The sequence below is a fragment of the Dyadobacter psychrophilus genome (assembly GCF_900167945.1).
Classification (GTDB): Bacteria; Bacteroidota; Bacteroidia; order Cytophagales; family Spirosomataceae; genus Dyadobacter; species Dyadobacter psychrophilus.
This window is the reverse complement of record NZ_FUZA01000010.1, coordinates 152,582-164,094: the sequence shown is the minus strand read 5'-3', so window position 1 is coordinate 164,094 and position 11,513 is coordinate 152,582. Positions and strand designations below refer to the sequence as shown.

Sequence of the window (11,513 nt, the reverse complement as noted above, 5' to 3'; positions counted from 1 at the left end):
GAAAAGTTCTTTAAGAATTTGATTGTCCAGGCTCAGGTCGGCAAACATCTTTTTCAGGCGTGAATTTTCCTCCTCCAAATCTTTCAGCCGTTTGACGTCAGATGCTTCCATTCCTCCATACCGGCTTTTCCAGTTATAAAAAGTGGCCTCAGAAATGCCATGCTGCCGACAAATCTCCTTAGTAGTGATGCCGGTTTCCTGCTGTTTGAGGATCGAAACGATCTGGGTTTCTGTGAATCTCGTCTTTTTCATCAGTTTAAAATTAAGTGATATTCTCTAATTTCAAACTGTCTGTCATTTAGGGACACTTACAGTCAAAGCCGACATAGCCGCTATTCCCATTTGCAGTCGTGCTGCTAAATGTAAATACAAGTGTTGTAGTTAAAGCAGTAAATGATAAGGTTTCTAAAACCCAAGCCTTATTGTTTAGGCCATCTAGACTTGTAGTTCTGGATCCAAAAATCGAGCCGTTTGGTGATGAAACAGTAATTGTTCCCGACGATCCGTAACCAGAAGTTAGTGTTCGTAGAGGAAGCAGAGCATAATTCATAGTGTACTTTTGTCCTTGGACAAATCCATTTACGGTTACTCGAACTTTATCATTACTACCATTACCATTCTTAAGCGTCATGAAGCTTTTTTGCTGTGCTGGAGGCAGGCTCATATTATTCCCGAAGGTTGTCGGTGGCGCCGCCACTATGCCATACCAAGGATTTTGTGCATCTCCTCCAATTCCAGTTGGATTGGATATCGTTGGTGCTCCGGTTATAAGTTCATATAATGCGGGTACGCAACTTGAGCACGGAGTTCCATATGTTGGTTCAAAAGTTTGCGCATGCACATGCGAAGTCCACGCAATCAAAAATATCAGTGTGTAAATAATTAATCTTTTCATTGTATTACTGTTTAGTGTGTCAGGTTTGTAGCCTGGAAAAAATCTTTGTTTTCATGTTATCAATTAAATAGGGAGGTAAATGTTAGGCGTTGTAATCTTTCGGGCTTGCTGCGGATGTGGCGAGCAAGCGCTGTGCGGATGGCATTTAGTCATGTGTGTGTCTTCATATTGGAGTGATGGATTAAGTGATTAAAATGTTCGTCGACCCGGTGAGTCAAATCAAGGCTCGAATTTGGAATCTATATTTTAGATTTATTGAAAGCGATGATTGAAGGGCGGGGATGATTGAATAAACGGCAATATTTCCTTCGTTTGCTTTACATCGAGGTGTTAGTGGCTGATAATGTTCAGATTACGATATAGAATTACATAATGAGAATTAGCGGTAAATACTAATACTCAACGTGTAGGATTATTACTTGCGAAGCATGTTGAACCCGATAAACTTCGTCGCGGGGATTCAAATTTTTTGGAGGCATTTTCCTTTTACCAATTCGCGCCAGCCGTTTAATAAATAGATTGCAGTGTTACTTTCGAAAATCAGAACTTATGCTTTATTCTGTTTTTGAGGAGCGAAATGTTGTACAGAGTTGCCTTGTTTCTATGTCTTTTACCTACGCTGGTGCATGGGCAGTTTATATTTCAAAATCTGCGCGCCGGCGACGGCCTGAGCAGCAAAGTGATAAGGTGCCTTTATAAAGACAATGAGGGATTTTTGTGGATCGGAACCATTAAAGGACTGAATCGGTATGATGGTGCTATCGTCAGGCAATATAAAGCTGAAACGGGCACGAAAGACCTTTACATTAACGCGATACAACCTTTGAATCAACATGAGTTGGTCATCGCAACGACCCAGGGAATTAAGATTTTCAACCGCAAGGAGGGAGCATTTACATATGACCACTATTTTTCGAAACTAGAAAAGATGGAGATTTACAACATTCACCTGGATGACAATTCCCGACTTTGGTTTGTGACACAATCAGGCATTTACATATACCAAAACGGCAAGCTCTCAAGTCTTGAAACTGAAATGGCAGGCGCAAAAATTTTAAGGAATGTTCAATTTAATACCGTAACCCTTACGTGGGATACAAATAGGAAAGGTTTCTGGGTGGGCGGGTATGAACCTTGTTTTATCGATTACAGGAACAAGGCCATCTATCATCGATTAAATAATCCGGATCAGATACCCATTTTTAACGATACTGAAGTTTCTGCCATTGCAGTTGACAGGAAATCTAATATATGGTACGCCAACGGCAAAACTAGGACCCTAAATTTTTGGGATCAAAACACAAATCGAATAACAAAATACGATCATTTGGATGGAGAGAGGATATTCGACGGATGCAACTATATATTTATTGACAAAAAAGACCGTGTATGGATTTCAACATGGGCATTTGCTGCTTATCTAAAACAGCCGGGTGAGCCTATCCGGAAGATTCCGTATAGTCAAAACCGTAAGTATTCAATTGGCTACGGATTCTTCTGGACTGCTATTGAAGATGCCGAAGGAAATATATGGCTAGGGACATTAAACGGCATAAGTAAAGTCCAGGCAAATGCGCCAGTCCAGGCAATCTACCATTTGCCAAGTTTTAAGTACTTTATGCATACGGGATTTGCACATTCCAACTCAATAGTTGTCGATGGAGATACAATTATGGCAGCAAAGGAGGATGGGATAGTCAAATTCGATATGAAAACGAGAAATTATCATCGGTATGTCTCAACATATGGCCCAGATCTGCTTAAGAATAAATTTTTCATGTCTCTGAAATCCGGGGGCCGTTGGTGGTTTGCGGGCTTGGATGGGATTCATTATCTGATATCAGGTACCAATAGGTTAGAAGCATTTAAGAAAGGCGTTTTCGATTTTAAGAAAAAGCCAGCCAACTTTATTTTCAGCGATCTGGCAGGAAACATTTGGTTTCAGATCCGGGATGATGCCTTGTACCGATACAATCCGCTCACAGATTTGATAGATCGGTTTGATGGATTAAATTAGCGATATGGAGCATTTCAGTTTGCTAACAGCGATAGTTATCTGGTAAAGCGTAATGGTAATATCTTATTCGCATTAAGCGGACATGGTATTTTAGAATTTAATTCAAAATCACAAAGATTTTCCCGAGTCTATTTTAGCCAATTTCGGGACTTCTCAGCTAACCAAATGGTAGAGGATGATGAAGAAAATGTTTGGATGGCTGTTTGGAAAAAAGGGGTTCTTAAACTTGATAAACATTTTAATATAGCGGATAGCCTGAATACCAGCAACGGCCTGCCATACGACAATCTGAGTAATATAGCGATTGACCATTTGAAGAACATTTGGGTTTCTGGCATTGAGGGACTTCTCTTTTTTAATCCTGTATCGAAAGCCATAACCAGGGTAGAAGTGGACCTTGGACAGAATCTACAGGATTATTGGAACGACCTGTTTATTGCCAACAAACAGGTCTATGCAGTAATGTTAGATCATGTTATTGCCTTGGACCCCTCCAAGTTTGCCGCTTTAAAAGTGAAAAAACCACCGCATATCACCTCTGTCAAAATATTCGGGAATGAAAAAGAAGATTTTATGAAAAATCCACAATTGAATTTATCTTATGATGAAGACTATCTCACCTTTCAATTCGCATCGCTTGAACATCGCGATGTACCCACTTTACAGTACAGCTATTTTCTTGAAGGGTTTGATCAAAAATGGATCAATGCAGGGCGTTCACTGGTTGCGTCTTATAAAAATCTTCCCTGGGGCGAATATAAGTTTAAGGTGAGAAGCACGGATGAACGTGGGAATTGGATGAATGTCGCCGGAACATTATTGATCAATATTCACCCTCCCTGGTGGCAGGAATCCTGGTTCATTGCAAGTATGACGGTTTTGTTCTGCTTTCTGTTGATTAGTCTATACCAGGCATTTCTCAGGCAAAAACGAAAGCTTATGATGGACGCGAGCGTTGATTATTTTGCTAATTCAGTTTACGGGGGAAATTCAGTAAATGAGATTTGCTGGGACATTGCCCGTAATTGTGTTACTCAGCTCGATTTCGAAGACTGTGTGGTGTACCTGATGGACAAAAAAAAGAATGTGCTCGTACAAAAAGCAGCAATCAGCAACAAAGCCACCAAGGCGTTTGAGACGGATGGTTCAGCGGAAATTCCTATGGGCAGAGGCATCGTTGGAACAGTTGCCGTTACTGGGAAGCAGTTGCTTATTCCCGACACTTCAAAAGATGAAAGATATGTGGTTAGTGAGGAAAGGCGGTTCTCAGAACTATCTGTGCCTATCATACATGACGGGAAAGTAATTGGTGTTATTGATTCGGAGCATACGCAAAAGAATTACTTCAAAGAAGAGCATTTGAAAGCTTTGTCTATCATAGCCTCGATAAGCTCGGGTAAAATTGCCGAAGCGCTTGCTCAGGCCGCTACCAAAGAGAAAGAAATCGAATTGCTTGAGATCAATAAAATGCTTGCCGAGAGTCAGTTAATGGCTTTGCGTGCTCAGATGAATCCTCATTTTGTATTTAACTGTCTTAATAGCATTCAGGAATGTATTGTAACTGAGAAATTTCAAGAGGCCAGTATTTATCTAAATCTCTTTTCTAAATTATTTCGCACACTGCTCAATAACTCAGGGAAAAACCTGGTGACGATCGAAGAGGAGCGGCATGTTCTGGAACTCTATCTGCAATTGGAAGAAATGAGGTTCTCGAGAAGCTTTACTTATGAAATTATTGTAGACGAAGAACTGGAAGAGGAGGAAATATTGGTTCCTGCAATGTTGATCCAGCCTTATGTTGAAAATGCATTATGGCATGGACTTATGCATTCAAAATTGGAGCGGAGACTGTTGATAGAGTTTAAAAAGATCGATGAGGATCTTTTCGAATGCAGGATAGATGACAATGGGATCGGAAGAAAAAAATCTTTTGAGATCAAAGCGTTCACCAGCAAATCCAGGCACCACGTGTCCAGAGGGTTGGGAATTTCCAGTGACCGACTGGCGGTGCTGACAAGGCAAGGCCACTTTGCCGAAGTTGATTTTGTTGACAAAATGCATGAGAATGGCGAGGCGGCCGGAACATTAGTGATAATAAGGCTGTCCACATATTTAAAGTAACCAGTTATCTATTTTTCAATGTTGTACTTACTTGATATACACATACTAATGGAATTAGGGATAGGTATTTTTCTTATTACAGCCACATTTTACTTTTATGTGGGTTTACAACGAAGCCTCCAACTAGCCAGAAAAGCAAAAATCAAACTCTGGGGGGAAGAGGCGCTGGCGACAATCCTGTTTATAGAAAAGGATGAAAGTCGTCCGGCAGAAAAGCGATACAAAATTCAAATTCAGGTGGAGCCGGTTCTGGGAAGAAATTTCGTAACAGATTTAACAGACCTCCCAAAGTCGATCATTCATTCAGTGAAAGTTGGGGATAAAATGCATGTTAAATTTCTTCCCAAAAATTCCAGGAAAGTAATTTTCATACGACTTTTGAGCATTGACTAGTTATTACAATAAGCGCCACTTACCGATAAATAATTCTGGCATTGCCGTTAATTCAATGGCAGCTATGTATGTGAATGAAAATATGATGCGGTGCTCTATTATTGTTGTTCAAACACGATACTAACGTTAAAACAACATGTTATGAAACGTATTTCTCTTCATTTTTCAGCACTGCTCGCAGCTTTGTTTCTTTTCGCCTTTTCCTGCCAGGATCACTATGTGCCAGAGGAGCCGGAGCAGGAAACTCCTGTGGAGGCGCCCAAAGTTCAGACGGTAGCACTTTCTATTGAGAATGAGAGTGAGTATCGATATAAATTGAATGTGGAAAGTTTAGGCAATGTTCATATTACTGGATATGGGATAGCTTTTTCAGTTGAGTTTGACAGTAACGCTCCGTTCACAAACACACCTACGATAGCTGACAATAATGTTGTCTTTTCGATGCCAATTAGCACAGGTGAAAAATTTAAGATTGATGGGGCATTCCCAGGTAGTTACAAGACAATTTATTATAGAGCTTACATAACTTATGGTGTTAATTCTGTGGCCTATGGAGATGTAATGGAAATTTCACCTGTTCCGCTTGAAAAAGCAATAATTCAAACCAGGGAATACTTAAAGAATGGATCTATAACAGAATACCGTGTTTTCTTCGAAAAATTGGGCGACATAAGGATTAGCGAGTACGGGATCTTATTAAATATTAAAGAATCGGAAAACGATTCCGATTTTAGCGTAGAGCCTGTAATTGGAAAGCATGATAAAAAACTTCCGTTCTCGTCGATAGTTACGAAAGAAGGATTACAGTCGTTAATTATAGATGATCCTGAGTCGTTAAATTATCACCAGCGCTATTATCGGGCTTATGCAATACTTGAAAACGGTTCCATCGTGTATGGTAGCGTAATGGGCTTAGATTAATAATCGATTCAACATTAAATAAACTTAACTATGAATCAACAAGAAGATATCCAAATAGGCGATGTAGTCTGGTTGAAATCAGGGAGCCCTTCGATGACGGTGGATGGGTTTCACCAGACTTCAAAAAATTTTTACAGGTGTTTTTGGTTCAATGAAGAGGGGAATGCCGTTTCCGAGTATTTTAACCAGCTTAGCCTGACGACAATTGAGAATGAGCTGAAATTTTCAGTCAAGAGCAAGTCTGAAAACCAGTAAGTAAGGTTTGCAGCAAAACGAAAGTCCCGGACATCTGACTTTACATAGAAGTGAGTCAGGCTGTTTCGGGGCTTTTTTATGCCCAATCCGTTTAACAGGTTTGCTGATTTATCAGAACAACGGGCTATCATTGCGCTGACCCGATCTAATCAAATTTTGCAATGGCGGGGGTGTTTAGTTTCTTTGTAAGAATTGATTTTTATATAATTTCTTATGAACAAAAATTTGCTGGCAGGAATGTTCCTGTCAATCACAACTTTGGCTTTTGCGCAGGATGATGCTGCCAAATATGCCGAAAGTATAACACCTGCTGATTTAAAAAAGCATTTGATAATTATTGCCTCAGACAGTCTCGAAGGAAGGGACACAGGTTCGCCCGGGCAGAAAAAGGCAGCGGAATATGTTTCAGGATTTTATAAGCAATACGGCCTGACACCCGCTGCAACGGCTTCTGATGGCTCTAAAAGTTATTTGCAAAAATATAACCTCTATAAAAGAAGCTGGGGCGAGGTTTATGTGAAGGTGGGTAGCAAAAAGTATGAGTTTAATAAAGATTTTTATCTCAACGGACTTTTGAATGTTCCTCAGGAATCAAGTTCGGAAGCGGTTTTGGTAGGTTATGGAATTGATGACCCGAGCTATACAGACTACAATAATCTGGATGTAAAAGGTAAAGCCGTCGTTATGTTCGAAGGAGAGCCCAGAAGCGCGGATGGCAAATATCTGGTAAGCGGCACCTCGGAAAAGACCAAATGGAGCGGCCCGGTTTCCTGGCAGGCAAAGGCGAGAGTTGCTTTGGACAGAGGCGCAACCTACGTTTTTATTATTACTGAAAAAACAGGTGAAGATTTGGATAAAGAAATCCGGCAACGTGCAGTAATGGCCAGACGTTTCAGCGCGCCAACATTAAAACCGGTTGTGGAAACACCCAACAGCGTTGCCGCATTTGCTGTTTCGCCTGGAATTGCTGCTCAAATCCTGAACACTTCTCCCAATAAACTTCTGAAAGAAAGAGCGTCTATCGACAAGTCGGGTAAGCCGCTGTCAAAGCAAATGACTGGAAACGTGGCGGTGAAAGCGGAACGTAAAAGCGAGACGGTCGAGACCGAGAATGTTGCGGCGTTTATGGAAGGTTCAGATAAAAAAGATGAGGTTCTTGTCATTAGTGCGCATTTGGATCACATTGGAATTTCGGAAAACGGAGAAATTAACAATGGGGCAGATGACGATGGTTCAGGAACGGTGTCCCTGCTGGAAATTGCGGAGGCATTCAGCAAAGCAAAAGCAGAGGGTAAGGGACCACGCAGAAGCATTTTATTCCTGAATGTTACCGGTGAGGAAAAGGGGCTTTTTGGCTCGGAATATTACTCTGAAAATCCTTTGTTGCCGTTGAAGAACACGATTGCCGATCTGAACATTGATATGATCGGACGCGTGGACCAGGCGCATGCGAACGATCCGAAATACGTTTATTTAATCGGTTCGGACAAGCTTTCTTCTAAGTTGCATGCAATCAGCGAGGAGGCAAATAAGAAATACATTAATTATCAATTGGACTACACATTCAATGATCCAAAGGATCCAAACCGGTTCTATTACCGTTCAGACCATTATAATTTTGCAAAGATGGGTGTTCCTGTGATTTTCTATTTTACAGGTGTTCACGAAGATTATCACAAGCCGGGAGATGATGTGGAAAAAATACTTTTTGACAAGCAAGCTCCGATCGTAAAGCTGGTCTTTCATACTGCATGGGAGTTGGTTAATCGTGAAGAGCGCATAGAAGTTGACAGCAATAAGGAGTAACAGCCATTAAGCCATGAAAAAGTTACTATTAAGCATTACTCTGCTGGTCCAATGTTTATATTCCAGCGCCCAGGCACCGGTGGAAAATTCGTTGCTTTGGGAAATAACATCGCCCGGGCAAGCGAAGCCGTCGTACTTGTTTGGGACCATCCATTTAATTTGTCCTACCGATTTTTCGCTGAGCGACTCATTGAAAGCAACGTTGGCGCGCACGCAGCAGGTTGCTCTGGAAATTGATATGGATGATCCCGGCATGATGGCTGGAATGATGAAATCAATGAACATGTCGGATGGTAATGAATTGAAAAAATTGGTCACTGAGCGGGAATATGCAAAGTTGAGTCAATTTTACAAGGATTCTGTTGGCGTAGGAATCGCGATGTTTGAAAAAGCCAAACCATTTATTTTGATGGGGCCACTTTTTAATGCAGTCTTATCCTGCCAACCGCAATCCTACGAAATGTCTCTGGTTGAATTGGCTGCAAAACAGAAATCCGAGGTGATCGGAATTGAGACGTTGGAGGAGCAAATGGCCATTTTTGACACCATTCCATACAAAGATCAGATCAAAACGATCATTACTATGATTGACAGCCTTCCTCAGGCGCGAAAAGAATTTGGTAACCTTGTTTCATTATACAAGTCCCAGAAAATCAATGATTTGTATAATCTAATGATGGCCAGTAATTATGGCATGGATGGCAATGAGGAAGTTATGCTCTTTGCCAGAAATAAAAAGTGGGTGCCCAGGATCAGGAAAATTGCAACTGAAAAACCAACTTTTTTTGCAGTTGGAGCAGGTCATTTGGGAGGTGATCGGGGCGTTATCGCCTTATTAAGAAAAGATGGATTTAAGGTCAGGGCAATAAAATAACCTTAGAATGCTGAGATCCATCTGGTAACCAGGGTTGGATTGAAAAACAACAAAAAGATAACGATAACGAGCACGCCGGCAATGACCTTGCCGGTGATGCTTTGATTCGATGGTGCTTTTTTCTGGGCTAAGGCCTTGAAAAATAACAAATAAGGGATTCTTAGATAATAAGCCAGTGAAATTGCGGCATTTAAAATCCCTCCAATAAGCAGCCACAACATCCATGGGAACGCCTGCTGATGATAGCTTTCCCAAAGCGCTGAAAACACCAATAGTTTGGAGGTAAAACCTGCGGTTGGCGGCAGGCCAGCCAATGCGATCATCACAATGGTCAGAATGCTGGAAATCCACATATTTTTTCGTCCTAACCCCTCAAAGCAAGTTAAATTTGTGTGGGATACCGGCTGCAGCAGGTCGATAAGGAAAAAAACAGCGAGGTTGATAACCAGGTAAGCGGCTGTATAAAAAACAGCCGATTCAAATCCAAAACGGCTGTAAGCAGCAATCCCGACGAGCAAATAACCAGCTTGCGCGATAGATGAATAGGCTAGTAATCGTCTTGCATTAGTTTGCAGCAAGGCTGCGAGGTTTCCAACAGTCATGCTGATTAATGCGATTCCGCCCAGAATCGGGAAATATTGAGCGGGCAAAATTCCTGCCAGACGCATCAACACAAGAACAACTGCGGCTTTTGGCGCGACAGAAAGAAATGAAACGAGTGGAGTAGGGGCAGCCTCATAAATGTCTGGCGTCCAGACGTGAAACGGGACGAGCGAGAGCTTGAAAAGCAGTCCGGCGAGCGTCAGTACAATGGTTACCGTTATCACCAGCGAAGAATTATTCATTAATCCGGCTGTCATCGCTTCGCTCGTGATATCCATTGTGCCTGTCAAACCATAAATCAAGGAAATCCCATAAAGCATTACGGCTGAACTCGCTGCACCAAAAAGGAGATATTTGATGCCTCCTTCGGCCGCTTTTTTATATGGAGACATTGCAACGAGCAGATAGGAGCTGATCGAAATCAATTCCAAAGAAAGGTAAATAGTCAGCAAATGTGTCGACATTGTCAACAGATTCATTCCTGCAACGGCGGCAATCAGCAATGCATTGAATTCTGGCGGGAAATCGTATTTCAGTACGCGAACGTGGATTAACGTAAATATCCAGGCAAGCGTGATCATAAGCTTGAAGAAAACGGCCTGCCTGTCCAGGAATAAAAGTGGCTGAAAACGGAACGCGGGCTCGGAGGTCCATTGACCAAGAATCAGTAGAAATGTAATAATGCTGCCTGCAAGTGCTATGTTCTGAAGATAGGAAGCGATTTTTTCTTTTTTAAGCCAGCGCAAAAATACCAGTTCCGCAAAAAGGAAAAAGCAAAAGAGCAATGCCAGAAAAATCTCGGGGGTGATTCCTGCCAGGCTCCGGCGTATATGTATAAGCTGATCGTTAATATCCAATTTGAGCGGGTACAATTTTTTTGGCAAAAGTACAGAAAGATGCCAGCAATCTAAATTCTCGCATTATCAGACTTCGAACTTATCAAATTAACCAACTTAATCATGAAATATGTACTAAGATTTTTTTTGCTCTCATTCTTTCTTTGGAGTAACACAACAATTGCGCAGGATTCGACCGGATTAGCAGGAACTCCGTATAAAGAAACGGCGGCGGCCGACGGAGAGAGCTCGCCCTACCTGTTCAAGGAATGGTATATGGGCACTGTTCGCACAAATGATGACATTGTGCACGACGGCGTCAAACTTCGTTACGATCTTAAAAAAGATGAAGTTGAATATATGGCCGACTCCGGTTTATACAGAGTTTCTTCTTCTGGCATTAAGGAGTTTACAATCCCAACTGGCACTGACTTGTATATTTTCAAAAACGGCTATCCTGCGGTTGGCGGACAGACGGATAAGAGTTTTTACAGGGTTATTTATGATGGGAATACAAAGCTCTTGAAAAAATATGTTGCGCCCATTAAAGTAGAGAAAGCAAGTGCGACGCGGACATTAGAGCCAGACGCCAAGCTTTACATCATGAAAAATGAAAAGCTTAATCCCGTTCAGTTAAACAACAGAAACAGCTTTTTGAAATTGTTGACGGACGAGAAAAATAAAATGAACTATGTTATCAGGGAATCCCAGCTGGACTTTGCGGCTGACGATGATCTGCGGACGCTTTTGGAGGAATATGATTCTTATAAAGCGGGTCGTGGAGGAAATTAA

The 11,513-nt window shown here is 41.6% G+C and carries 11 protein-coding genes and 1 pseudogene; 9 read left to right on the top strand and 3 right to left on the bottom strand.

From position 1 onward, the window contains the following. Together tnpA and B5X68_RS28715 are read right to left on the bottom strand one after the other, a co-directional pair. Positions 1-252: IS66 family insertion sequence element accessory protein TnpA (gene tnpA / locus B5X68_RS26155; protein WP_141110420.1), on the bottom strand; the 252-nt coding region annotated here is incomplete at its 3' end. A gap of 46 nt (positions 253-298) precedes the next feature. Then, positions 299-895: a hypothetical protein gene (locus B5X68_RS28715; RefSeq protein WP_141110419.1), complete on the bottom strand. Its 597-nt coding sequence runs from the start codon at positions 893-895 to the stop codon at positions 299-301. 577 nt (positions 896-1,472) lie between these two features. Between B5X68_RS28715 and B5X68_RS29510 the strand changes: the two are divergent. The 8 genes and pseudogenes from B5X68_RS29510 to B5X68_RS26120 form a co-directional block, all read left to right on the top strand. Beyond that, positions 1,473-1,622 (top strand): annotated as a pseudogene (locus B5X68_RS29510) (two-component regulator propeller domain-containing protein); the annotation flags it as partial. Positions 1,623-1,823: 201 nt separating this feature from the next. Beyond that, positions 1,824-2,912, top strand: coding sequence for a ligand-binding sensor domain-containing protein (locus B5X68_RS26150; RefSeq protein ID WP_229208577.1), 1,089 nt, complete (start codon positions 1,824-1,826; stop codon positions 2,910-2,912). Between the two features lie 165 nt (positions 2,913-3,077). Beyond that, positions 3,078-5,033, top strand: a complete 1,956-nt coding sequence (locus B5X68_RS26145) for a histidine kinase (RefSeq protein ID WP_082217714.1) — start codon at positions 3,078-3,080, stop codon at positions 5,031-5,033. A gap of 48 nt (positions 5,034-5,081) precedes the next feature. Further along, positions 5,082-5,426 (top strand): hypothetical protein, encoded by a 345-nt coding sequence (locus tag B5X68_RS26140; protein WP_082217713.1) that lies wholly within the window; start codon positions 5,082-5,084, stop codon positions 5,424-5,426. A gap of 141 nt (positions 5,427-5,567) precedes the next feature. Next, complete coding sequence (locus B5X68_RS26135; RefSeq protein ID WP_141110418.1) at positions 5,568-6,347, top strand: hypothetical protein; 780 nt, start codon at positions 5,568-5,570, stop codon at positions 6,345-6,347. Positions 6,348-6,377: 30 nt separating this feature from the next. Further along, positions 6,378-6,602 (top strand): DUF2158 domain-containing protein, encoded by a 225-nt coding sequence (locus B5X68_RS26130; protein WP_082217711.1) that lies wholly within the window; start codon positions 6,378-6,380, stop codon positions 6,600-6,602. 213 nt (positions 6,603-6,815) lie between these two features. Continuing rightward, positions 6,816-8,408 (top strand): M28 family peptidase, encoded by a 1,593-nt coding sequence (locus B5X68_RS26125; protein ID WP_082217710.1) that lies wholly within the window; start codon positions 6,816-6,818, stop codon positions 8,406-8,408. 13 nt (positions 8,409-8,421) lie between these two features. Then, complete coding sequence (locus B5X68_RS26120; protein WP_082217709.1) at positions 8,422-9,282, top strand: TraB/GumN family protein; 861 nt, start codon at positions 8,422-8,424, stop codon at positions 9,280-9,282. Positions 9,283-9,284: 2 nt separating this feature from the next. On the opposite strand, the gene B5X68_RS26115 is transcribed toward B5X68_RS26120, so the two are convergent. Then, positions 9,285-10,742, bottom strand: coding sequence for an NADH-quinone oxidoreductase subunit N (locus B5X68_RS26115; protein WP_082217728.1), 1,458 nt, complete (start codon positions 10,740-10,742; stop codon positions 9,285-9,287). 102 nt (positions 10,743-10,844) lie between these two features. On the opposite strand from B5X68_RS26115, the gene B5X68_RS26110 reads away from it, so the two are divergent. Then, positions 10,845-11,513: a hypothetical protein gene (locus B5X68_RS26110; RefSeq protein ID WP_082217708.1), complete on the top strand. Its 669-nt coding sequence runs from the start codon at positions 10,845-10,847 to the stop codon at positions 11,511-11,513.

Bases quoted from the DNA above. Each gene is read 5' to 3' on its own strand.
- B5X68_RS28715 (WP_141110419.1), bottom strand. From the start codon at position 895: ATGAAAAGATTAATTATTTACACACTGATATTTTTGATTGCGTGGACT.
- B5X68_RS26150 (WP_229208577.1), top strand. From the start codon at position 1,824: ATGGAGATTTACAACATTCACCTGGATGACAATTCCCGACTTTGGTTT.
- B5X68_RS26145 (WP_082217714.1), top strand. From the start codon at position 3,078: ATGGTAGAGGATGATGAAGAAAATGTTTGGATGGCTGTTTGGAAAAAA.
- B5X68_RS26140 (WP_082217713.1), top strand. From the start codon at position 5,082: ATGGAATTAGGGATAGGTATTTTTCTTATTACAGCCACATTTTACTTT.
- B5X68_RS26135 (WP_141110418.1), top strand. From the start codon at position 5,568: ATGAAACGTATTTCTCTTCATTTTTCAGCACTGCTCGCAGCTTTGTTT.
- B5X68_RS26130 (WP_082217711.1), top strand. From the start codon at position 6,378: ATGAATCAACAAGAAGATATCCAAATAGGCGATGTAGTCTGGTTGAAA.
- B5X68_RS26125 (WP_082217710.1), top strand. From the start codon at position 6,816: ATGAACAAAAATTTGCTGGCAGGAATGTTCCTGTCAATCACAACTTTG.
- B5X68_RS26120 (WP_082217709.1), top strand. From the start codon at position 8,422: ATGAAAAAGTTACTATTAAGCATTACTCTGCTGGTCCAATGTTTATAT.
- B5X68_RS26110 (WP_082217708.1), top strand. From the start codon at position 10,845: ATGAAATATGTACTAAGATTTTTTTTGCTCTCATTCTTTCTTTGGAGT.